The sequence below is a fragment of the Chitinophaga varians genome, assembly GCF_014529945.1.
Lineage (GTDB): Bacteria > Bacteroidota > Bacteroidia > Chitinophagales > Chitinophagaceae > Chitinophaga > Chitinophaga varians.
In genome coordinates this window covers 604,230-627,313 of record NZ_JACVFB010000004.1, presented here as the reverse complement: position 1 = coordinate 627,313, position 23,084 = coordinate 604,230, and the positions used below count along the sequence as shown (strand labels likewise).

General features: G+C 49.3%; 19 protein-coding genes. 11 read left to right on the top strand and 8 right to left on the bottom strand.

Translation table 11 applies throughout. The annotated features are described in order from the left end of the window. Positions 1-101 precede the first annotated feature (101 nt). On the bottom strand, positions 102-2,276 hold the full coding sequence (locus ICL55_RS22930) for a S9 family peptidase (RefSeq protein WP_188101738.1): 2,175 nt from the start codon (positions 2,274-2,276) through the stop codon (positions 102-104). Positions 2,277-2,391: 115 nt separating this feature from the next. Beyond that, entirely contained in the window at positions 2,392-3,345 is a 954-nt protein-coding gene (locus tag ICL55_RS22925) for a HEAT repeat domain-containing protein (RefSeq protein ID WP_188101736.1), read from the bottom strand. Between the two features lie 162 nt (positions 3,346-3,507). On the opposite strand from ICL55_RS22925, the gene ICL55_RS22920 reads away from it, so the two are divergent. The 9 genes from ICL55_RS22920 to ICL55_RS22880 are packed head-to-tail and all read left to right on the top strand — an operon-like array spanning position 3,508 to position 11,285. Then, complete coding sequence (locus ICL55_RS22920; protein WP_188101734.1) at positions 3,508-4,773, top strand: dihydroorotase; 1,266 nt, start codon at positions 3,508-3,510, stop codon at positions 4,771-4,773. 6 nt (positions 4,774-4,779) lie between these two features. Beyond that, on the top strand, positions 4,780-5,316 hold the full coding sequence (locus ICL55_RS22915; protein ID WP_188101732.1) for a DUF4199 domain-containing protein: 537 nt from the start codon (positions 4,780-4,782) through the stop codon (positions 5,314-5,316). A gap of 15 nt (positions 5,317-5,331) precedes the next feature. Then, a complete protein-coding gene (locus tag ICL55_RS22910; protein WP_188101730.1) occupies positions 5,332-6,282 on the top strand; it encodes a glycosyltransferase family 2 protein in 951 nt (316 codons plus the stop codon). After that, positions 6,282-7,418, top strand: a complete 1,137-nt coding sequence (locus ICL55_RS22905) for a glycosyltransferase (RefSeq protein WP_188101727.1) — start codon at positions 6,282-6,284, stop codon at positions 7,416-7,418. The genes ICL55_RS22910 and ICL55_RS22905 overlap by 1 nt, the downstream gene beginning before the upstream one ends. Before the next feature lie 25 nt (positions 7,419-7,443). Continuing rightward, positions 7,444-8,469 (top strand): GHMP family kinase ATP-binding protein, encoded by a 1,026-nt coding sequence (locus ICL55_RS22900; protein WP_188101725.1) that lies wholly within the window; start codon positions 7,444-7,446, stop codon positions 8,467-8,469. Positions 8,470-8,486: 17 nt separating this feature from the next. Further along, positions 8,487-9,065, top strand: a complete 579-nt coding sequence (locus ICL55_RS22895) for a D-sedoheptulose-7-phosphate isomerase (protein ID WP_188101723.1) — start codon at positions 8,487-8,489, stop codon at positions 9,063-9,065. Beyond that, a complete protein-coding gene (locus ICL55_RS22890; RefSeq protein WP_223151553.1) occupies positions 9,062-9,760 on the top strand; it encodes a nucleotidyltransferase family protein in 699 nt (232 codons plus the stop codon). Before ICL55_RS22895 ends, ICL55_RS22890 begins: the two co-directional genes overlap by 4 nt. Before the next feature lie 2 nt (positions 9,761-9,762). Next, a complete protein-coding gene (locus ICL55_RS22885) occupies positions 9,763-10,284 on the top strand; it encodes a D-glycero-alpha-D-manno-heptose-1,7-bisphosphate 7-phosphatase (protein WP_188101721.1) in 522 nt (173 codons plus the stop codon). Positions 10,285-10,310: 26 nt separating this feature from the next. After that, on the top strand, positions 10,311-11,285 hold the full coding sequence (locus ICL55_RS22880) for a hypothetical protein (protein ID WP_188101719.1): 975 nt from the start codon (positions 10,311-10,313) through the stop codon (positions 11,283-11,285). Positions 11,286-11,433: 148 nt separating this feature from the next. Here the strand turns inward: ICL55_RS22880 and ICL55_RS22875 are convergent, their stop codons facing one another. The 4 genes from ICL55_RS22875 to ICL55_RS22860 form a co-directional block, all read right to left on the bottom strand. Further along, complete coding sequence (locus ICL55_RS22875) at positions 11,434-13,965, bottom strand: DNA gyrase/topoisomerase IV subunit A (protein ID WP_246496485.1); 2,532 nt, start codon at positions 13,963-13,965, stop codon at positions 11,434-11,436. 20 nt (positions 13,966-13,985) lie between these two features. After that, positions 13,986-14,387 carry a hypothetical protein gene (locus ICL55_RS22870; protein WP_188101715.1) on the bottom strand — a complete coding sequence of 134 codons (402 nt, stop codon included), beginning with the start codon at positions 14,385-14,387 and terminating at the stop codon, positions 13,986-13,988. Then, a complete protein-coding gene (locus tag ICL55_RS22865) occupies positions 14,384-15,277 on the bottom strand; it encodes a DUF1835 domain-containing protein (RefSeq protein WP_188101712.1) in 894 nt (297 codons plus the stop codon). The genes ICL55_RS22870 and ICL55_RS22865 overlap by 4 nt, the downstream gene beginning before the upstream one ends. A 110-nt stretch (positions 15,278-15,387) precedes the next feature. After that, the gene (locus ICL55_RS22860; protein ID WP_188101711.1) at positions 15,388-17,295 is read right to left on the bottom strand and encodes a DNA topoisomerase IV subunit B; all 1,908 of its coding nucleotides are present in this window, start codon (positions 17,293-17,295) and stop codon (positions 15,388-15,390) included. Between the two features lie 327 nt (positions 17,296-17,622). Here ICL55_RS22860 and ICL55_RS22855 point away from each other — a divergent pair, with 327 nt between their 5' ends. Beyond that, the gene (locus ICL55_RS22855; protein ID WP_188101708.1) at positions 17,623-17,772 is read left to right on the top strand and encodes a hypothetical protein; all 150 of its coding nucleotides are present in this window, start codon (positions 17,623-17,625) and stop codon (positions 17,770-17,772) included. Positions 17,773-18,056: 284 nt separating this feature from the next. On the opposite strand, the gene ICL55_RS22850 is transcribed toward ICL55_RS22855, so the two are convergent. Together ICL55_RS22850 and ICL55_RS22845 are read right to left on the bottom strand one after the other, a co-directional pair. Then, positions 18,057-18,725 (bottom strand): response regulator transcription factor, encoded by a 669-nt coding sequence (locus tag ICL55_RS22850; RefSeq protein ID WP_113614132.1) that lies wholly within the window; start codon positions 18,723-18,725, stop codon positions 18,057-18,059. A 47-nt stretch (positions 18,726-18,772) separates the two neighbouring features. Continuing rightward, a complete protein-coding gene (locus ICL55_RS22845; protein WP_188101706.1) occupies positions 18,773-21,889 on the bottom strand; it encodes a ligand-binding sensor domain-containing protein in 3,117 nt (1,038 codons plus the stop codon). 146 nt (positions 21,890-22,035) lie between these two features. Between ICL55_RS22845 and ICL55_RS22840 the strand changes: the two genes are divergently transcribed. After that, complete coding sequence (locus ICL55_RS22840; protein ID WP_188101704.1) at positions 22,036-23,010, top strand: WD40/YVTN/BNR-like repeat-containing protein; 975 nt, start codon at positions 22,036-22,038, stop codon at positions 23,008-23,010. Positions 23,011-23,084: the final 74 nt, after the last annotated feature.

Below are 23,084 nucleotides of genomic sequence, written 5' to 3'. Positions count from 1 at the left end.
GAAAGCAAAGAAGCGAAGATCAATTTGGTCTTCGCTTCTTTGCTTTCTTATTTCATCTCAAAAAATCTTTGCGCCCTTTGCTGCTTTGCGCCTTTGCGTGATTACTTTAATCGCGCGTCAAAATAATCAGTGATCTTCTGCATCAGGTGTACCCTGTCTTTGCCGAGCACATTGTGCAGGTGACCGGGATACACGAAGTAATCTACCTGTACGCCATTATCAACGCAGGCTCTCAGGAAATTGATGGAATGCTGCCATACCACTACGTCATCGTTGGTACCATGGATCAGCATCAGATGCCCTTTCAGGTTTTTGGTTTTGGTGAGAAGATTCGAATTGGCATAACCTTCCGGATTCTGCTGCGGCGTATCCATGTAACGTTCGGTGTACATCACTTCATACATGCTCCAGTCAATCACCGGACCGCCGGCCACTGCTGCCTGAAACACGCCCGGATGACGCAACATCAGCGAGGTGGTCATAAAGCCGCCGAAGCTCCAGCCATGTACGCCCATCTTCTGCTGATTCACATAAGACAATGATTTCAGATAAGCCACGCCTTGCAGCTGATCATTCATTTCCACCGTGCCCAGCTGACGGAAGGTAGCCTGCTCAAAAGCCATTCCCCGGTTAGCACTGCCGCGGCCGTCCATGGTAAATACGATGTATCCGCGTTGTGCCATATACTCGTACCACAGGTTACCACTGTAGGGGAAGGTGTTTTTGATCAGTTGTACGTTAGGCCCATTGTACAGGTATACGATCACCGGATATTGACGGGTGCTGTCAAAGTCCACCGGTAAGATGAGTTTTCCATACAGCGGGGTGCCGTCATCTGCTTTCAGCGTTACCTGCCTGATTTCCGGCCGTTTGAAATTTTTCAGGGGATCTGCCGATTTGAGGATCGTCTCGGCGTACTTACCATTCAGTCCTGTAATAATGGCGGAGGAAGGAACGTCTCCGGAAGAATAGCTGTCCAGTATGTAATCGCCCTGGCTACTCACCTGAACATCGTGCCAGCCGGCCGCCTGGTCCAGACGACGCAGGGCAGCGCTTTTCAGGTTTACGGCATAAGCATGTTTTTCCATTGGGCTTTCTTTGGCCGCCGTGATGATCACTTCATTGCCTGCTGTATGGAAACCCTGTAATTCGTTCACGACCCAATCTCCTTTGGTGAGTTGTTTTAGCAACTGTCCTGCTGTATTGTACAGGTACAGGTGCGTATAGCCGTCACGGTCACTCCACCAGATAAACTGATCGGGTTTGCCAGGCACAAAAGTGAGCGGATGTGACGGATGTACATATTTAGGGTCTGTTTCTTCAAAAAGCGTTTTGATCAACTCTCCGGTAGTGGCACTGTATTGATTCAGCCACAGGTGGTTCTGGTCTCTGTTGAGCAGCGCGACGTAAACAGACTGCTGGTCAGGCGCCCAGGTAACACAGGTCAGGTAATGATCTGCTTCACCAGTTGTTTTCAGGAAGACGGTTTTACGGGTAGATGGCTGATAGACGCCCAGTGTTACCTCGTGAGATTTGCCGCCGGCCATGGGATATTTGATGATATTGGCGTGGGCAGGCACTACCGACCAGTCGATGACCGGATAATCATTAACCATCCGCTGGTCCATCCGGTAGAAGGCCACCAGATCGCCATTAGGAGAGAAGAAAATTCCTTTGTCGATGCCGAATTCTTCTCTGTGCACGCTTTTACCGTTCACGATATTGATGTCAGCATCCTGTGTGATGGGCTGTTCCTGACCATCGGCGGCACGCAGGAAAAGATTATTTTTTACGGTGTAGGCAATGTTCCGGCTTTTAGGATTGACCGTTACATTCTCCGCGTCAGCAGGCAGAGCGCACCATTTGCTGAATTGGATTGTCCTGTTTTCGACCGTGCCGCTGTACAGATCATTACCGATGCTACACCAGGCATGGGTGTTATCTATCCAGTGCAACGGAGGCAAACCACGTAAAGGGGTTTTGGAAGAAAGCTGCTGGCTGAGGGTGTTCAGTGTCAACAGGGTGTCCGTTTTGGGCAGGGCTTTGCCACCCAACACCGTGTATTTCACCCAAACCTGCTGGCCACCGGCCAGTACCGCTCTGGTGTAGGCGTTTTCGCCGGGCACCCATTCAAACTGTTTCAGTCGTTCCGGTGCCAGGTCTGCACGAAGCCCATTGGTAGCCTGTGCCATGGTATACGTCTGCTGCTGCGCACGGGCAGGGTGTACCCCGACCGCCATGCAACCAGTCAATAGCAATATCAGTCCTCTTTTCATCCTTACATTTTAAGGTTCCAAATGTAAAGAATTACGAGGTATGCACCACCGTTAGGGGAGCTATGCGGATAAATATCAGGATAAAAGGAGGAAAAGAGGCGGGGTAGACGGGGTATCAGCCTTTGTTCATGACAAGGTTACGTTGTATCCATTCACGTTCTTCGGGCAGCAGGTATTCAGCTCTTTTTTCAGTGATCCAGGAGAAAGTTTTTTTCACTTCGCTTTTAGCGGTGCGGAAGCGGAAAAGGAATTCCATGCCCAGCATCAGATCAGTAAAGCCGTTTTTGAACGTCTCCAGTGAAAGCCGGCCGTTGCTGCGTCTTTTGGTAAGCATCTCCGTGATACGGGTGATCACCGCTTGTATGGCACTTTCGTCTGCGTATTTATAAATCGCCTCCATGGCCTCTGATTTCAACTGGCCGCGGAGCAGGCAGCGGGCATAAAAGAGCGCTTCTTTCTCTTTCTCAATGTCTGCGATGGTAGCGAATGCTAGTCCTTTTACGTCCTGCCGCGGGTGTTCCAGCAGGCGTTTGAGCGCCGGCAGGCTCTTTTTGGTGGCCACCTTATGCAGTAGCAGGACTATATAATATATATCATATTCATTTACAGTCCTTTTGAGTAAATTCAGCGCAAATTCTTCCACCTGTGGATTGTTGGTGCCACGGAGGGCAAACAGCGCGGAGCGGCGCACCGTGTTATTGAGCGACAAAGCATTGTTCAGCAGCGGGTCCAGGTTCATATATCCGGGGATCGGCAGGCCGCGTTCCAGGTCCTGCTGGATAGCGGTGACAATATCAGGCTCCTGTTCTATCCGGAGACGGTCCAGCATAAACCGGATCACTTCCGGATCACTGGTATTTCTGGAGAGCTGAATAATAATAAAGCCGGCGGCGCGGCGTCTTTCCTTATCAGGTTCGTTTGCGATGTACTGGTACAGAATCGGCACATACGCGTGGTTGGCCAGCTGTTCGGCCTCACGGAGCGCCTGCCAGCTAATCGTTTGGGAGTTATTTAACTGTTCCGAGCGGTCGCATATACGTGTGACAAGGTTAATGAGATAATCATTCATCCTAAGTTATTTTGATCTGCTACCCTCTATTTTCAATTATCATACCAACCTGAACAAAAAGCTGGAAAAGGGCTACGGGAGGGCTTTATCAATTAATAGTTTTATGTTACATTTGCCCCTGTATTTTTTGGACAGGTTTTGATATTGAATAGAACGTAAAGCATGCACATACTACTCAAAAACGTAAAGGTGATAGCACCTTCCTCTCCCTTTCACGGGCAGCAAAAAGACATTTCCATACAGAACGGTATTATCCAACAGGTGGGCGACCATCTGGAAGATGCACGGGCAACGGTTATCTCCGGAGAGAACCTGCACGTGTCTGCGGGCTGGATGGACATTTTCGCCCATTTCTGCGATCCGGGGCTGGAGCATAAGGAAGACCTGTATACCGGCGTAAAAGCCGCAGCCACAGGCGGTTACACCACCGTCATGGTAGTGCCCAACACCCAACCGGCCCTGCACACCAAGCCGCAGATAGAGTATGTGCTGAGCAAAACCCGCCATGCCGCCACCACGGTACTGCCTATCGGCGCCGTGACCAAAAATCTGGAAGGCAGCAGCCTCGCGGAAATGTATGAGATGCAGCAAACCGGCGCCGTAGCTTTCTCCGACGGCCTCAAACCCGTACAGTCGCCCGGCCTCCTGCTCAAAGCATTACAATACATCAAAGCGTTTGACGGTACGCTGATCCAGCTGCCGGACGACCAGAGCATCTCTGCCCATGGTCTCATGCACGAAGGCATCTACTCCACCCAGCTGGGCATGCCCGGCAAACCGGCGCTGGCAGAAGAACTGATCATACAGCGCGACCTGGAGCTGGCGAAATACACCGACTCCCGCATTCATATCACGGGCGTAAGCACCCGCAAATCCATAGAACTGATCGCCGCCGCCAAAGCTGACGGCATCAGGGTAACCTGCTCAGTAACGCCTTACCACCTGTCGCTCACCGATGCGCAACTGGTAAATTATGATGCCAACCTGAAGGTAAATCCGCCGTTGCGCACCGCCGATGACGTGAAAGCTATTCAGGAGGCCATCGTACACGGCACGGTCGACTGCTTTGCCACCCACCACGTACCACAGGAATGGGACGCCAAAACAGTGGAGTTTGAATATGCGAAAAACGGTATGATAGGCCTGGAAAGCAGCTTTGGCGTTATTCGCCAGCACATGCCGCAATTGCCGCTGGAACAACATATTGCGATGCTGACAGAAAAACCGCGCGCCATCTTCAAACAACCGCAACCTGCGATCCAGGAAGGCGCCGCAGCCAACCTCACCATCTTTGACCCGGCAGCGGAATGGGAATTCACTACCGCCCATATCGCCTCCAGATCAAAAAATTCGGCTTATATTGGCAGCTCACTAAAAGGCAAAGTTGTGGCAACAGTGAATGGCCCTGTTTTTCACGTCAACAAATAAAACTGTATGCAAGAATCTCCTAATCCCGGCGTGAAATGGGGTTTCATCGCCGGCGTTGTCCTTATTTTGTTGAATGTGGTGACCTGGAAGGCAGGCCCTCAGGTGCTTTTTTCCTTCTGGAACAGCATCAGCCAACTGGCATTGCTCATTATTTTCGCGGTACTGGCCGGAAGAGAACGCAAAAAACAGGTGGGACCATACATCGGGTTTAAAACAGCCATTAAACCGGTGTACACCACTTTTATCCTTAGCATGTTAATGGTAACCGTCTACCAGTTTGTATTGTATAAGTATATCGATCCGTCATTGTCCGCCGCGATGAAAGCGGATACGCTGGCTTTTACAGAACGTGCGATGCGGTACCTGAATGCACCGCAGGACATCATCGACCAGCAGGTGGAAAGTATTAAAGCAACTGATTTTACGGTCAGCTTTACCAAGTCTTTCCTCGATTACCTGAGAATCGTGATCTTTTATTTCGCCGTAGCCGCCATTATTGCGTTGATCCTGCGTAAAAAAGCGCCGGAGCAACAACATTCATAATACTATTCTATCAAGATGAACATATCCGTAATCGTTCCTTTAAAAAACGAAGAAGAATCACTTCCTGAACTGGCCGCCTGGATTGACCGGGTGATGCAGGAGCACCGTTTCACCTACGAAGTATGGATGGTGGACGATGGCAGTACCGATGGTTCCTGGGAAGTGGTCCAGCAACTGGCCATGCAAAACCCCTGTATCAAAGGCATCAAGTTCCAACGCAACTATGGAAAATCCGCCGCCCTCAATGAAGGCTTTAATGCCGCACAAGGCGACGTGGTGATCACCATGGACGCCGATCTGCAAGACAGCCCGGACGAAATTCCGGAACTGTACCGCATGATCGTGGAAGATGGATACGATCTGGTGAGCGGCTGGAAAAAGAAACGTTACGATAATGCTTTCACGAAAAACCTGCCCTCCAAACTGTACAACTACACCACCACCCGTATGAGCGGTGTCAGGCTGCATGATATGAACTGCGGCCTCAAATCCTATCGTAAAAAAGTGGTGAAGTCAATCGAGGTATACGGCGAAATGCACCGCTACATCCCGGTCATCGCTAAATGGAACGGCTTCCGCAACATCGGTGAAAAAGTAGTGGAACACCGCGCCCGTAAATACGGTGTCAGCAAGTTCGGCCTGGAACGTTTTATCAACGGTTTCCTCGACCTGGCCTCCATCATGTTCATCGGTAAGTTCGGCAAACGCCCCATGCACCTCTTCGGCGCATTAGGCACCCTGTTCTTTTTCTTTGGTTTCGTGATTGCCTTTTACCTCGCCTTTGCTAAAATTTTCCAGGACCAGTATAACATGACAGACAGACCGATCTTCTACCTGGCACTGCTCTTCATGATTATCGGTTCTCAATTGTTCCTGACCGGATTTATCGGTGAACTGGTTACCCGTAATGCTCCCGAAAGAAACAGCTACCTCGTGGAGGCAAGAATGGACAAATCAATTAACTAATGGCCAAGACTAAAAAGAAAATACTCATTCTCGGTACAGCCTATCCCTTCCGGGGTGGGCTGGCTGCTTATAATGAAAGACTGGCGGAAGAGCTGCAGCTGACAGACGACGTGGAGATATTCACTTTCACCGTGCAATATCCGGGCTTCCTCTTCCCTGGCAAAAGCCAGTACTCTACCGACCCGCCGCCGCAACACCTGCGGATCAAACGGCTGATCAACTCCGTGAATCCGCTCAACTGGCTGATCGTAGGGCGTAAGATCCGGAAAATGAAACCCGATATTATCATCTCCAAATACTGGTTGCCCGTGATGGGCCCTTCACTGGGGACCCTGCTCCGATTGGGCAAACGCGGCAATACCAAAGTAATCGCCGTACTGGATAATGTGGTGCCGCACGAAAAACGCCCCGGCGACGTGGCGTTCACCAGGTACTTCCTGAAACCGGTGGATGCTTTTATCGCCATGAGCCAGTCGGTGCTCGATGATCTGCGGGTATTTGAGCCTACCAAAAAAGCATCGCTCATCCCCCACCCCATCTACGATAACTACGGTACGCCTGTCTCCAAAGCGGAAGCCCGCCAACGGCTGCAGCTGCAACCAGGCAAACGATATATTCTTTTCTTCGGCTTTATCCGTCAATACAAAGGCCTCGACCTCCTGCTGAAGGCCATGGCCGACGAACGCATGAAAAAACTGGATGTTCACGCTATTGTGGCCGGTGAGTATTATGAAGATGCTGCCCCTTATCAGCAATTGCTGCAGGAGCTGCAACTGGGCGACCGGGTGCTGATGCACACCGATTTCATCCCCACAGATGCGGTAAAAAACTATTTCTGTGCAGCCGATCTGGTAGTACAGCCTTATAAAAGCGCCACACAAAGCGGTATCTCCCAGATCGCTTACCATTTCGAAAAACCGATGGTGGTGACCCGCGTAGGCGGTCTCATTGAAATGGTGCCCGATGGCGTGGTAGGCTTCCAGTGTGATCCGGAACCGGCTTCTATCGCCGCTGCCATCGAAAAATATTTCACGGACAACCGGGAAGCAGATATGACCGCTGCGCTGCAACAGGAAAAACTACAATATTCCTGGTCACGCCTCGCCCGGGAAATTCATACATTAGCAGAAAGCTGATCATCGGCTTAAAAAAAGTAAAACATTGATCTACAGAAGTAAAGCACCATTACGTATAGGCCTGGCCGGTGGCGGCACCGATGTAAGCCCGTATTCCGACCTGTATGGCGGCGCCATTCTCAATGCCACCATCTCGCTGTATGCCCGCGCTTCCATAGAACCGCTGTCCGACGGGAAAATTGTTTTTGAATCTGCCGACAGAAGAGAACAACTGAGTTACGACGCCGTATATCCGCTCCCGTTAGATGGCAAACTGGATATCCTTAAAGGTGTCATCAACAGAATACAGAAAGACTATGGTGGCCTGCCATCTTCCGGCTTCCGGCTCACCACCTATGTGGACGCTCCTCCCGGCTCCGGCCTCGGCACCTCCTCTACCCTGGTAGTGGCCGTGCTCGGCGCTTTCGCCGAATGGCTCAAACTGCCGCTGGGAGAATACGACATGGCACATCTCGCCTATTCCATTGAACGGGAAGACCTGCAACAGGCCGGTGGCAAACAAGACCAGTACGCAGCCACCTTCGGCGGCGTCAACTTCATGGAGTTCTATGGCGGTGATAAAGTGATCGTCAACCCACTGCGTATCAAAGAAGTACACCTGCATGAGCTGGAAAACAATCTGGTATTGTTCTATACGTCTACCAGCAGGCTGTCTTCCACCATCATCTCCGAACAACAAAAAAATGTGACCGACAAAAAGGACGACTCCATTGCCGCCATGCACCACCTCAAGGAGCAGGCCGTCATGATGAAAGAAGCCCTGCTGCGCGGTACCATCGATAAGATAGGGGAAATCCTCAATTACGGTTTTGAATACAAAAAACAGATGGCGAAAGGCATCACCAACCCACAGCTCGACGAGATCTACGATGCGGCCCGCAAAGCGGGCGCCAGCGGCGGTAAAATCTCCGGCGCCGGCGGTGGAGGCTTTATGATCTTCTACTGCCCGAAAAACACCCGTTTCAGGGTGGTAGACGCACTCAGCAGCTTTGGTGGCGATGTAAAACGTTATACCTTCACGCACCATGGTATTCAAACCTGGAGCATCTGATCTTAAAACATTCCGACATGAAAACAAAAATCGCTCAAACCATCCGTGAAAGCATTGCTGTGAAAGAGGCTATCTGCCAGGATGAGCGGCTGTTACATACGATCCAGCAGGTAGCCGAAGTGATCGGCCTCAGCCTGAAACAGGGCCATAAAGTGCTGTTCTGTGGCAACGGCGGCAGCGCTGCTGACGCGCAACATCTGGCCGCTGAATTCTCCGGCCGCTTCTATAAAGACCGTGAACCGCTCTATGCAGAAGCCCTGCATTGCAATACCTCCTATATGACTGCTGTAGGCAACGACTATGGCTATGAACATGTATATGCCCGCATGCTGCGCGGTATGGGACAGGCCGGCGATGTGCTGGTAGCCCTCTCCACCTCCGGCAACTCCGCCAATATCCTCGAAGCCATGAAAGTAGCCCGGGATAAAGGTATGACCATCGTCACCCTGACAGGCGCCACCGGCGGCAAAATGAAAGATGACAGTGACTATCTGATCAATATCCCTTCCACCGATACCCCACGTATCCAGGAAGCCCATATTACGGTCGGCCACATCATCTGCGAAATCGTGGAAAATAACCTCTTCGGCGAATGAGTATGGAGTGTATCGTACTGGCCGGAGGCCTGGGCACCCGCCTGCGTAGCGCCGTAGCGGACAAACCCAAATGCATGGCGCCTATCGGCGACAAACCCTTTTTATACTTCCTGTTACAATACCTGCATCAGCAAGGCATCCGTCATGTGGTACTGTCGCTCGGTTACCTGTCTGAACAGGTGATCGCCTGGTGCCGGCAAACACCGCTGCCACTTCGTGTATCCTTCAGCGTAGAACAGGAACCACTGGGCACCGGTGGCGGCATCCTGCATGCTCTCCCCCTGCTGGAAGGCGATCAGCTGTTCATCGTCAACGGCGATACCTTCTTTGACGTGGACCTCCTGCAGATGGTACGGTTCAACCGCAACCATCCGGCCCAGCTGACGCTGGCGCTGAAGCCCATGCAGCAATTCGACCGCTATGGCAGCATCGTGCTCGGCACCGACAATAAAATTGAAGCGTTCCGGGAAAAACAATACTGCGACCACGGTCTGATCAATGGCGGCATCTACCTCACCAGCGCATCCTTCCTCCAAAGCCTGTCCCTCCCGGTGAAATTCTCTTTCGAACAAACCGTGCTCGAACCACAAGCTGCACAGGGTAACCTCAACGGCTATACCAGCGATACCTATTTCATCGACATCGGTATACCGGAAGACTACAACAAAGCCATCGATCATTTCTCCAAAATATAAATATGTACCTCTTTCTTGACCGGGACGGTGTTATCAACGATGAAATAAAAGACGGGTACGTACTGAATCCCGGCATGTTCCGCTTCAGTGAAGGCGTGCTGGAAGCAATGCCGCTGCTGACCCAACGCTTTGAACGGATTTTTGTGGTGACCAACCAACGCTGCATCGGACGTGGACTGCTCACCGTAGATGGTTTGCAGGAAATCCATGCACAAATGCTGGATGCCATCCAACGAGCTGGTGGCCGTATAGACCAGATCTATTTCTGCCCGGACGTGGAGAGCAACAGCCCATGCCGCAAACCCAACGCCGGTATGGCCATGCAGGCAAAAAACGATTTCCCGGAAATTGATTTCAGTAAAGCCATCATGGCCGGCAATACGCTCAGCGATATGCAGTTTGGCCGTAATGCCGGTATGCAGACGGTATTCATCGCCACCACCCTGCCAGACACGCCTTTTCCCAATCCACTGATCGATAAAAAATATCCTGACCTGCTGCGGTTTGCACAAGACATACAATAATTTAAAGCCAGAACCGTATTATAGATATGATAAAAAAAATAATACTGTCACTGCTGTTCCTGATACCTGTCACCGGTATATGGGCGCAAAAACCTGATGCTGCCGGCTATGCACGCCTGCGAAAAGATCAGGACACACTGCAGCAGCTGAGCCGGGAAATATTCGCCGGGAAAGGCGATGCCGGCCGGGAAGCCGCCACAGAGCAGTTTATCCCGGCGCTGGTACGGGCCCTTAAAACGCCCTGGTCTTTCCGGTTTCCGTTCGACTCCCTGCGCACCGTGTCCATACAATATCCACAAGACAGCAGCTTCCGTATATTCACCTGGGCACTGGAAAGAGAAACAGGCTTCTACCGACACTATGGCGCTATCCAGATGAATACGCCCGATGGCCAGCTGAAACTGTTCCCCCTGTTTGATATATCAGACTATATCACCAATACAGACACCATTGCGGGCAACAAAGCCTGGTACGGCTGCCTGTATTACAACATCGTACAGCGACATTATTTTAATCAGGAGTATTACACCCTCTTCGGCTGGGACGCCAATAATCCCCGTAGCCAGAAAAAACTGGTGGAAATGCTCACCTTTAAAAACGGCACCCCGGTTTTTGGCGGCCCGTTCTTCAGCTATGCAGAAGACTCCGTGCCTAAACCCACCAGGAACCGTTTTATCCTCGAATACAAAAAGGAGAGCACGGCCACGCTCAACTACAACAAGGAACTGGACATGATCGTGTTCGACCACCTGATATCCGAAACCAATGAGCCGGCAAAAAAATATACCTACGTGTCCGATATGGACTATGAAGGCTTTAAATGGAAAGGCGGGAAATGGACGCACGTCAACAAAATATTCCATGACGCTATTCCTTTAGGTAAAGGGGCTCCGGTACCGCAACCGCTGGACCAGAAAAAGAAGAGCATGACCAACCCGCGGTCAGCCGAAGATTTTCAGCCGGAACCAGGCAATAAACAACCCGCGAAAAAGAAACAGTAAATATTTAGGGATTTCCTGATGTACGATCTTTTGATTTCGTGAATCATCAGCGCATATAAAAAAGAAGACCGAAGCGGATATTTTCGCTTCGGTCTTCTTTTTATCAATCTACAAAATCAAAAAATCGTACATCAAAAAATATCGAAATTTAAAACAGTTCTCCCTGGACCTGTGAGTCGTCATTTGGATCAGGATCTTCATCTTCAGACAACAACTCTGCACTGATCAGGTCTTCTCCTGCAATGCGCGTACCTACTGTTCTCCAGCCGGTCACTTCCACAAATTCGGAGAGATCGATCTCTTCCTCTTCGGGGCTCCGTTTTTTGCCTGTTCTCAGCAACACTACCGGTTGTGTATGGGTGGTGACCATTTCCAGATAGTTACCGTTGCCTTCCTTAATGAACAGGAATTTATTGTTCAGCGTCTGTGTTTCAATACGGAAACGTTTTACGTTGAACTGCTTTTTATCGGAGTCGAAATAGATAGCCGTTACAATCTTTTCAGGATTGAATTTCTCGATATACACTACGTCGTTGGATTCGTAGCGGTTGGTGAGCTCAAAGTTTGTCAGCTCATAAGTACCGTTTTTGAAAGCCACGAAGATTTTGTCATCTCCTTCAAAACTGCCGATGTACACGCCTCTTTCTTCTGTATTCAGACGGCCCGTTTCGGAATCGTACCAGATTTTCTGGCCAGCCAGGGTGGATACGCCTTTCTCTTTGAACTTCACACCACGGATCGGGTATTTGGTCACCTGGTTGCCCATGGAGCTACGGCCTTTGATGGCAATGGTTTCGAAGAACAGGTCAAACTCCTTGTTACGGGCGGAGCAGTTCGGGCTCAATTTGATGGTGACTACTTCCGCTTCACCATTGGGGTTGGCAGTGAAATAGTGCACTTTGGAGTTTTTCTCTCCTTTATGTGCCAGATCATATTCTTTATCACGGGTAACACCGGTAACGTTGAAGCGTTTGGCGTAGCTGACGCCGGTTTTACCTTCTACATAGATCATGTTGTAGGTAGTACGCTCATCGTTTTTACGGAACACGTCCACGTGAATGATATCTTTTCCTACAAAGGTTTTGTCGGCCACTTTGGTGACCAGCATTTTACCATCCCGGCGGAATACGATGATATTGTCGAGATCGGAGCAATCTGCCACAAACTCGTCTTTCTTCAGGGAAGTACCGATGAAGCCATCCGCACGGTTGACGTATATCTTGGTATTGGCGATGGCCACCTGTTGCACCTGAATGGTATCAAAGGTTTTGATTTCTGTTTTACGCTCGCGGCCTTTACCATATTTCTTCTGCAATCCTTCGTAGTAAGACACCGCATAGTCCACGAGATTTTGCAGGTCGTTTTTCACCTCTTTAATGTCTGCTTCCAGACCTTTGATCTGTTCATTCAGCTCATTGATATCGAGGCGGTAGATACGACGTACAGGCTTCTCCGTGAGTTTCACAATGTCTTCGCGGGTAATATCGCGTTTCAGTTGTTTTTTATACGGAGCGAAACCTTTGTCGATCGCATTCAGCACTGTTTCCCAGTCTTTATGCTTCTGTTCCAGTTCCTTGTAGATACCTTTTTCAAAGAAGATTTTCTCCAGGGAGGTGTAATGCCATTTATCCTGAAGTTCCGCCAGCCTGATTTCCAGTTCCTGTCTCAGCAACTCTTTTGTAAAGTCTGTGGAGGCTTTCAGCAGTTCAGATGCTGTCAGGAAGTGGGGTTTGTCATCAACGATCACGCAGGCGTTGGGTGAAATGGATATTTCACAATCCGTAAACGCGTAGAGTGCATCAATGGTAATGTCCGGGGAAATGCCTGGTGCCAGTTGTACTTCAATTTCCACTTCAGCGGCAGTATTGTCGACCACTTTACGGATTTTGATTTTACCGCTGTCGTTGGCTTTTACGATAGACTCCATCAGCTGGGTGGTAGTGATGCCGTAAGGCACGTCTTTCACCAGCAGTGTCTTTTTATCTTTCTCCTCGATATGTGCGCGTACTCTTACCTTACCGCCGCGTTTACCGTCGTTGTAGGCAGCTACGTCCACCATGCCGCCGGTAGCGAAATCGGGGAACAGTTCAAATTTCTTTCCTTTCAGATATTTGATGGAAGCGTCTATCAGCTCGTTAAAGTTGTGCGGCAATATTTTGGTGGACAATCCCACCGCGATACCTTCAGCGCCCTGTGCCAGCAGCAGCGGGAACTTCATCGGCAGCGACAGCGGTTCGTTTTTACGACCGTCATAGCTCAGCTGCCAGGTAGTGGTTTTGGGATTGAAGGCCACGTCCAGTGCGAATTTGGAGAGGCGTGCCTCGATGTACCTTGCTGCAGCCGCATCGTCACCGGTGCGCACATCGCCCCAGTTGCCCTGCGTATCTATCATCAGGTCTTTCTGGCCGAGGTTTACAATGGCATCGCTGATGGAAGCGTCACCATGCGGATGGTACTGCATGGTTTGCCCGATCACGTTGGCCACTTTATTAAAACGGCCGTCATCCATTTCTTTCATGGCGTGCAGGATACGACGCTGTACAGGTTTCAGCCCGTCTTCCACGCTGGGTACGGCGCGCTCCAGGATTACATAGGAGGCATAGTCCAGAAACCAGCTCTCATACATACCACCCACGTGAGTGATATTATGCAGCGATTCGTCTGATGTTATATTTTCCATATCCATGTATGATACTCTTACTATTTTTCGATAAACATTTTTTCAAGGTCTGTCCTCCAAACGCGTACACTGTCTTTCTGCACATCGGCCATGGAGTTCAGTTCCAGATAACAGCAATCCGTTACCGCGATTAGTTGATGCCAATAATTCGCCGGGATTTCTACCTGAGCAGGCGCTGTTATTTCAGTGGTCTCAATACGGTCGCCATCCTTATGACACCAATGCAGCAATGCCTTTCCGCTGCAGAATATCAATATTTCCGGGTCTTTATAAGCTTGTTTCCCTTCATGATAGTGTTGGCCGCTGCTGCTACCTGCATGCCGGTAGCAGAGCATTAATTCCCCGTTGCGGGTACAGTCCCAGAGATAGTTACTTCCCCGGTCGTCTTCTCCTGCCAGAGACAGGGCGGTTACTTTTATCATTCCGTTACAGGATTTGCGGTGTTATTATCTTCTCCCGGCAGCTTCACTTCAAAGTCACGAATTGTTTTCAGGTCACCTTTGCTTTCTACCTTACCTTCTTTCACCAGTTCTTTCAGGCGCCATCCCAGGAACTGGTCCAGCACCGGATATTTTAATTTACCGGTGACCTGCTGTACCACCCGCCATGCTTTCACAAACTCTTTCCCGGTTTGGGCCAGCAGTTCCTTGTCATAAAACAGCGTGGGTTCTCCCTTGATTTTTTTACCCCCTTCCAGCATTCTGATACCGGAATTTTCATTCATAAGGCGGTGCCACTCTTCTCCATCCAGTTCAAACTCCGCCAGGGAGATAGCTCTGGCCAGTTTCTTTGCCTTCAGGAATTCTTTGGGCAATATCTGATACAGATGGGTGGGATAAAAAACAGCGCCTTTTTCATTCAGAAAAGGCAGGTTGTTCAGGTAGATGATATAGATGCGGCCTGCAAAATCATACAGTTGGCTCACCAGCCAGTAATAGCCGCATACATCGCGGGCATTCTGGCCGGCCCATATCCATACTTCCAGGTCCGGATCTTCTTTCAGCTGTGTTTTCAGCGCTTTCAGCCTGTCCGCGTCGCCGGGTGCTTCTTCTACAGCAGATGCAGGCGTAGCGGTAGCTTCCTGGCCCATTGTTTCCGGCATTAACTCCGGTTGCTGTAACTGCGGAACGGCGGCCAACTGTTGCCACCATAAGCGGCGGTTAGCTTGTCCTTCTTTGGTATCCAGTATAAACAGCGGGCCAACAGACAGGTCGTCTTCAAAGCAAAGCAGTTCGCCCTGCATCTTTTCGTCCATGTTGATGGCTTCTGTCAGTACCGGCACGGAAGCCTCGCCAAACACAATATGTAACATCAATTACGAATTACGAATTACGAATGATCAATTGCGAATCACCAATTATGAACCACCAATGAATTAAAAACCTTTCACTCGTCATTCGTAATTCGTCATTCGCCATTGATTTATATTTCTTCTTCAATCAGGTCCTTTTCGTACCGCAGGTTATTGATGATAAACTCCTGTCTGGCCTGGGTATTTTTGCCCATGTAATATTCCAGCAATTTCTGGATGTGGATGTCTTTAGACAGGATGATCGGCTCAATGCGGATATCATCACCAATGAAGCGACCGAATTCGTCCGGAGAAATTTCTCCCAATCCTTTAAATCGGGTGATCTCAGGTTTACCGCCCAGCTTTTTAACCGCTTTCTGTTTCTCTTCTTCAGAATAACAGTAGATGGTCTGCTGTTTGTTACGTACGCGGAACAGCGGTGTCTCCAGAATATATACGTGCCCGTTTTTCACCAGGTCAGGGAAAAACTGCAGGAAGAAAGTCAATATCAGCAGGCGGATGTGCATACCGTCCACGTCGGCATCGGTGGCTACCACGATGTTGTTGTAACGCAGCCCTTCCAGTCCCTCTTCAATATTGAGCGCATGCTGAAGCAGGTTAAACTCTTCGTTTTCGTATACGATCTTTTTGGTAAGGCCGAAGCTGTTCAGTGGTTTACCACGCAGGCTGAACACCGCTTGTGTTTCCACGTTGCGGGATTTGGTGATGGAGCCGCTGGCGGAATCACCTTCCGTAATGAAGATGGTCGTTTCCAGCCTTTTGGTTTCCAGTTCAGCTTTCTCCTTGCCGGTAAATTCATCGTTGAGGTGAAAACGGCAGTCACGCAGTTTACGGTTATGCAGATTGGCTTTTTTCGCTCTTTCGTTAGCCAGTTTTTTAATACCGGCCAGCTCTTTTCTTTCGCGCTCGCTCTGTTCGATACGTTTCTTCATCGCATCGGCTACAGCTGGATTACGATGCAGGAAATCGTCCAGGTGTTTGGACAGGAAGTCCAATACAAACGCTTTTACAGACGGACCGCCTTCGAACACCACCTGCGAGCCCAGTTTGGTTTTGGTCTGTGATTCGAACACCGGCTCCTGTACACGCACGGAAACAGCCGCACAGATGGAAGACCGGATGTCGGTGGCTTCATAGTCCTTTTTGTAGAAGTCGCGCACCGTTTTCACGAAAGCCTCGCGGAAAGCCGCCAGGTGTGTACCGCCCTGTGTCGTATGCTGACCGTTCACGAAAGAATAATATTCTTCACCGTATTGGTTTTCGTGGGTGATGGCCACTTCTATGTCTTCTCCTTTCAGGTGGATGATGGGATACCGCAGGTCTTCCTCATTGGTTTTACGCTGCAGCAGGTCCAGCAGACCGTTTTTGGAGAGATATTTTTTCCCGTTGAAATTCACTGTCAGGCCTGCATTCAGGAAGCAGTAGTTCCAGATCTGGTTTTCGAGGAATTCCGGGATGAAACGATAGTTCTTAAAAACGGTATCGTCCGGTGTGAAGGTCACCAATGTTCCGTTGGGTTCGGAGGTGGCGGTTTCCTTATGTTCTTTCACCAGTACGCCGCGTTCAAACTCTGCCACTTTCATGCGGCCATCACGCACTGATTGCACGCGGAAATAGCTGGAAAGGGCGTTCACCGCTTTAGTACCCACCCCGTTGAGGCCAACAGATTTCTGGAAGGCCTTACTGTCGTATTTGGCGCCGGTATTGATCTTACTCACTACGTCTACTACCTTGCCCAGCGGAATACCACGACCAAAGTCGCGCACGGTTACACTGTGCTCGGTCACTTTCATGTCTACCTGCTTGCCAAAGCCCATGGTATGTTCGTCGATGCAGTTGTCGGCCACCTCCTTCAACAGGATGTAGATACCGTCGTCCATGCTGGAGCCATCGCCCAGCTTACCGATGTACATACCGGGACGAAGGCGGATATGCTCCCGCCAGTCCAGCGACCGTATGGAGTCCTCCGTATACGAAGCAAATAGATCTTTGTTATCCGTCTTATCCGTGTTTGCCATATTATATTAAAGTTTCCTAAATATTTATTTTCCTAGGGTTTAAAATGCTGCTGCAAGGATACTAAATCTTTTAGCAAAATCCGATTGCTGGCAAAAATAAAGGATTCATCGAATCATCCCAAGTATTAGTTATACAATATGTCTAGATTATTAATAATCAATGTATTGATCATGTTAAATTTTGGGGGAGATGGGGAACATCCATATATTATCTTATTTTTTTATCTCCTGATTCGATAATTTCTATAAAAAATATTTTTTATTTAAATAATTCTTTATATTTACTAAAGACACACACTTATTGAAAACATCCTAACCTATGTCCTTATGAAAACGCTTTTTATCATTCTCGTTTTAATCGCCCTGATCGCGGCTGTGATTGCAACTTATATGATCCGTCGTGAACAGGAAAACAATATCGGTAATAAATTCCTCCGTCTCATCCGGAAATTTGATTCCTGGCAAATGATGCGGTAATTCGTCACACACAGCAAGGTCTTCCTACATTACTATCAGCAAAAGAGCATCCGTTTGGCTATCGCCTTCAGAGGAGTGTCATGTTTTTTGTACACAGGGAAAAATTATTTAACCATACAATCCCATCCTATGAAAACTGGTCTGTTATTCAAGACGGCATGTCTTCTTATTGCCGCAGTGGTACTCTGTGCTCACTTATTGCGTAAACACGCAACGAAGTAAAGAACTATACAAAAGCAGAAGGAGTTGCAGATCATCTGCAACTCCTTCTGCTTTTAATGCGTTTAGCGATTGTAGTATTTATTCACCGCATCGGTCCTGCTACGGACATGCAGTTTCTCGTAAATATTATGAACGTGCCGTCTCACGGTTTCTATACTGATAAACAGATTGCTGGCGATCTCCTTATAAAGGAAACCTTTGGACAACTGGTCCAGAATTTCTTTTTCGCGCGTGGTCAATGCTTCCAGTGCCGGATTAGGTTTGGCTTGTTTCTGGAAAAAGGCGACTACCCTTCTGGCAATCTGAGAGCTCATAGGTGAACCGCCTTCGTGCAAGTCCCTGATGGCTTCCAACAGCTCACCGGGAGAGGTTTTTTTGAGGATGTACCCACTTGCACCGGCTTCCAGTGCCATGAAAATTTTGTCATCATCTTCATATACAGTGAGCATCATAAACTGCATATCCTGGTACTCTGCTTTCAACCGGGCAATACATTCAATACCATTCATCCCACCGGGAAGGTTAAAATCCATCAGTACTACGTTGGGCAGCAATTGAGGGATTTGCTCCAGTGCGGTTTCTGCATTATTGAAGGTGCCAACACAGGCATAACCGTCAGAACCATTAATCAGCAATTCCATAGCCGTGCGGATATCATGGTTATCTTCTACTATCGCAATAGAAATGATGTCCATGTTATCCTGGGACTTCTTCTTTGAGTATACCGTCATGTTTATAGGAATTATAACACTTAAATGTTACTTAAAACAAATGTATGTTAATTTAGTGGGATATCGAGAAAAACTATTGTTCCATTGTTGGAAGTAATGTCTGCATTACCCCCCACAGCCATCATCCGCTTCTGAATATTTTTCAAGCCATTGCCAAACAAACGGACTTTCTCCTGGTCAAACCCCTTGCCATTGTCTTTGATCATGATCGTCATGTTTTTATGCATTTTCACTTCTATGATTACCTCGGTTGCCTTGGCATGTTTCACTACATTATGCAACGATTCCTTTACCGCCAGGTAAATGTTCCGCCGGGTACCGCCGCTCAGTTTGATGTCCGGAATAACTTCAGGGAAGAAAAATTGATGCGAGATGTGCGCATGCTCCAGAAAATCGGCAGCAAAACTGCGCATATACGCGATCAGATTGGCCAAAGAGTCATTGGAAGAATTCATCGCCCAGATGATCTCACTCATCTTGTCGATCATCTCCCCGGCGGTTTCACTGATTCGCTCAATCTCTTTCGTTTGTGATGTATCCGGTATCTTTCTTTTGGCTATTTCACTCAGCAGTCTGATCGTGGACAAACCAGACCCTAAATCATCATGCATGTCACTGGAAATACGCGCCCGCTCCTGATCTACTGCCTGCTCCTTCTCCAGTTTCAGTTTCTCATGCCTTATTTTATAATCAAGATACAACGTGGAGAAATAATATGCAATGCCTAACAACAACAACAGCAATAAAAATCTAAACCACAACGATTGCCAGAACGGTATCCGGATCTGTATCTCCAGCATAGTAGGCGTGGTATTCCAGCTGTCATCATTGTTGGAAGCTTTTACCTTAAAGATATAACTGCCGGGATGCAGGTTCGTATACCGCGCCATGCGGAACGTACCCGCTTCCACCCAATCCTCATCAGCCCCTTCCAGTTTATACTGAACCTTGTTTTTCAACGGATTGGTATATTCCAGCGGCACAAACTCTATGGCAATCGTATTCTGATTGTATGGCAACTCCACCCGCTTCAACAGCGATATCGCGGTATCAGATTCATATGGCTTGTCCAACACCTCCATCCTGCGGATAATCACCTTGGAATTAAACGGGTTTTTACGGAAATCCTTCGGATAAAAACCATTGACGCCACGGGTACCGCCAAAAAACAACTCCCCGTCAATAGATTTATAAAAAGCGCCGGTATTGAACTCGTTGGACTGCAATCCATCTTCATGATTAAACGTCGTGATCTCCCGGGTTACCGGATTAATCTGTGTAACACCTTTGTTATGGCTCACCCAGATACGGTCTTTGTCATCCAGCAACACCCCGTACATGTAATCATTGATCAGTTTCGGATAGTCGTAACTGTTATAATGGGTTTTCAGCCGCTCGGAAGCATCGTATACAAACAGCCCTTTACTGGTGGCGATCAGCAGCTCCTTGTGCGGCGTTTTGTTGATTCCCTTCACAGTAGTGCCTTCCGGCAGCTTCACATACCGCCAGTGAGAATCCGCCAGGTGTTTGATATATAAGGCCGACTTAGTCCCCACATACTGATTGCCCATAAGATCTTCAAAGTAGGTGGTCAGCATTTCATCCTGGAAATCATGTACCACAGACACGGTATAATCCAAACCACCGTGCTCCTCAAAACGCAACAGATAACGGCCATAGTTAAAATACAGCTCTCCATTGGCCCGCTTGAACAGAAAAGGGAACGGATCTTTCTGCGGCGACAGTTTCAGTGCCTCCACTTTATCGGTAAGGTCCCGGAACCCTTTGGTCTGCACATTGAACAATCCGATATGCATCCCGGCAAAGTGCAGCCAGAGATGCTCAAAATTCTCCCGACAAATAGCCCCCAGGTCATTACCCGGGAACTTATGCGGATATAACTCGTTGCTGATGCGCTCCAAAAACTTACCCTGATCGCCGTAGATATTCAGTCCGTCACGCATCAGGCCCACATACAGTTTGCCATCGTCGTGTTTATACACCGCCTGTACCATGTTATGGGAGATATAGGGAGAACGGTACAGGTTGAACACCTTTTTGTGCGGGGAATATTTTTTCAGTCCGTCCCCGTCAGTGCCCACCCACATATTATCGGAACCGTCGCGGTAGAGGTAGCTGACAAGGTTAAAGGAACGTGTTTCAAATGTATTGAAGCTGACGATATGCCGGATAATTTCATTGCGGGCGATGCTATAGATAAGAATACCATCTGTTCCCCCGATCCAGGCGTTGCCTTCATGATCGATCTCCATCACATTGGGGGTAAAAGCCTCTCCCCATTCATTGCGGTAATCATAGCTCAGGTCGCTGAATTTATTCCGGCGTTTGTTGAACACAATGACGTGGCCCTCGCTGACGATCAGCAGCGAGTCTGCATTCAGGTTACGCATGATAGGGCTTTTGCCGACACCCGGCAGGCAGTAGGTTTGTAACCGCAGCGTTTTAATGTCCAGGGCCAGCAGCTCCCCTTCGTCGCCACTCATCCAAATGGTATTACCGTCTTTCAGCAGGGCGGATGGAATGATGCCCATGCGCTGGAACTGAGGCGGATATAAGATGATGCGACGGGTAGCATAAGTGCTGTCGTCCAGTACATATAACCCTTTCATGGGTCGCCATACCCAAATGCTCCGGGTGGTGGGATCTTCTCCCAGTATCCTGAACTTGACGTTGGCATCGCGTTCCTGCGCGTTCACATTGGAAGTGTCTACCAATACGCTACGGAAATTATTGCGGTATTTATCATAAAGGCTGATGCCATTATTATGGGCCAGCAGCAGCTGATGATGGCTATCGCGGTAGAAAGAGTATCCTTTGTACCCCTTGAGGTCAAACCGGTTGATCACCGCCCGGTTGCCATTGCTGCCGCGGGGCACCAGCTCTCCTTTGCCCTCTCCTGCCCTCAGCTGGGAGCTGGGTTTGTAACGATATTCATTGAAGGTATAACCGTCGAAGCGGTTGATACCATCACGAGTGGCTATCCAGAGAAACCCCTGATCATCCTGTGTAATATCGAAGACGGTGCTTTGGGATAGTCCGTCATTTACGCTGTAGCTGTCGAAAATATACGGCTTCTCCTGCGCATACACCATCCCGGTGCCCAACAGTAGGGCGCATAGGCTCAGGTGAAAAAGTCTTTTCAAGTGGCGGGAATGAAGCACGCTGAATTTAGTTATTGACAGTAAGCTGGTTTAGGCTGTTTTTGCAAATATATAATTCTACGCCACACTTTCTAGCTATTTTGTATTTTTCTTCCGGTTTAACAGATTGGAAATAAATATTATAATTAATGTCCATACTTTCTCATTCCCTGCAATATCTGCTTTCAGGCGCCTCCCGGCGGATGATTTTCGCGAAGCGAATCCTGACCTGCTGCCTCTTACTCCTGATGCTGACAGTCCCGCGTATCCCCGCATCGGCGCAAAGTGCCCGGCCCGTTCAGGTCCGTGTACTGGAAGCACAACCTCCCCTAAAAAGCATCAGAGGCCTCAGTGCCGTAAATGACAACATAGTATGGGCGTCCGGCACAGGTGGCATGGTAGGCCGCAGCATCAATGGTGGCGACACCTGGGAGTGGCATCAGATAAAAGCATGCGACAGCTGCGACTGGCGCTCCCTCTACGCCTTCAACGACCGGAAAGCGGTCGTGATCAACGCTGGTGAACCGGCACACGTGTTCCTCACAGAAGATGGCGGCCACTCATGGGAGCGGGTATACTTCAACGCCACACCCGGTATCTTCTTTGACGCCGTTACCTTTTATAATGACCAGGAAGGCATCGCCATCGGCGATCCGCTGCAGCAACATTTTACCGTGCTCCGTACACGCGACGGTGGCCACACCTGGACCCTGGATACACCGGCACAATCCCCCGGGGCTGCCGCCGGCGAATCCATCTTCGCCGCCAGCGGTACCAGCCTCATTGCCCGCAAAGGGCTGACGGTCTTTGTTACCGGCGGAACAGTATCCCGTCTGCATCAGTTAACCGGCACACGCTGGAGCAGCAGTCCCCTGCCACTGCTTCAGGGACAGCCCAGTACCGGCGCCTTTTCTGTGGCATTTCTGAACAACCGCACCGGCATTGTCGTTGGCGGCGATTACAGCAAAGACACTATTAGTCAACGAAACTGTCTGCTCACCTACGATGGCGGCCGTACCTGGACCAGCCCGCGCACGGCGCCGGGGGCTTCAAATCGGCTGTGGCCTGGCTCACGCCACAAATACTCGTCACTACCGGCACCTCCGGCACGGATATTTCTGTAAACGGCGGCAAAGACTGGAAGAAAATAGGGGAAGGATTTCACTGCGCAGCAAAATCAAGAAATGGAAAACGCCTA

Coding starts and splice junctions, on each gene's coding strand:
- ICL55_RS22890 (WP_223151553.1), top strand. CDS start 9,062: ATGAGTATGGAGTGTATCGTACTGGCCGGAGGCCTGGGCACCCGCCTG.
- ICL55_RS22925 (WP_188101736.1), bottom strand. CDS start 3,345: ATGAATGATTATCTCATTAACCTTGTCACACGTATATGCGACCGCTCG.
- ICL55_RS22885 (WP_188101721.1), top strand. CDS start 9,763: ATGTACCTCTTTCTTGACCGGGACGGTGTTATCAACGATGAAATAAAA.
- ICL55_RS22840 (WP_188101704.1), top strand. CDS start 22,036: ATGTCCATACTTTCTCATTCCCTGCAATATCTGCTTTCAGGCGCCTCC.
- ICL55_RS22930 (WP_188101738.1), bottom strand. CDS start 2,276: ATGAAAAGAGGACTGATATTGCTATTGACTGGTTGCATGGCGGTCGGG.
- ICL55_RS22850 (WP_113614132.1), bottom strand. CDS start 18,725: ATGACGGTATACTCAAAGAAGAAGTCCCAGGATAACATGGACATCATT.
- ICL55_RS22860 (WP_188101711.1), bottom strand. CDS start 17,295: ATGGCAAACACGGATAAGACGGATAACAAAGATCTATTTGCTTCGTAT.
- ICL55_RS22875 (WP_246496485.1), bottom strand. CDS start 13,965: ATGGAAAATATAACATCAGACGAATCGCTGCATAATATCACTCACGTG.
- ICL55_RS22895 (WP_188101723.1), top strand. CDS start 8,487: ATGAAAACAAAAATCGCTCAAACCATCCGTGAAAGCATTGCTGTGAAA.
- ICL55_RS22880 (WP_188101719.1), top strand. CDS start 10,311: ATGATAAAAAAAATAATACTGTCACTGCTGTTCCTGATACCTGTCACC.
- ICL55_RS22865 (WP_188101712.1), bottom strand. CDS start 15,277: ATGTTACATATTGTGTTTGGCGAGGCTTCCGTGCCGGTACTGACAGAA.
- ICL55_RS22910 (WP_188101730.1), top strand. CDS start 5,332: ATGAACATATCCGTAATCGTTCCTTTAAAAAACGAAGAAGAATCACTT.
- ICL55_RS22915 (WP_188101732.1), top strand. CDS start 4,780: ATGCAAGAATCTCCTAATCCCGGCGTGAAATGGGGTTTCATCGCCGGC.
- ICL55_RS22870 (WP_188101715.1), bottom strand. CDS start 14,387: ATGATAAAAGTAACCGCCCTGTCTCTGGCAGGAGAAGACGACCGGGGA.
- ICL55_RS22855 (WP_188101708.1), top strand. CDS start 17,623: ATGAAAACGCTTTTTATCATTCTCGTTTTAATCGCCCTGATCGCGGCT.
- ICL55_RS22920 (WP_188101734.1), top strand. CDS start 3,508: ATGCACATACTACTCAAAAACGTAAAGGTGATAGCACCTTCCTCTCCC.
- ICL55_RS22905 (WP_188101727.1), top strand. CDS start 6,282: ATGGCCAAGACTAAAAAGAAAATACTCATTCTCGGTACAGCCTATCCC.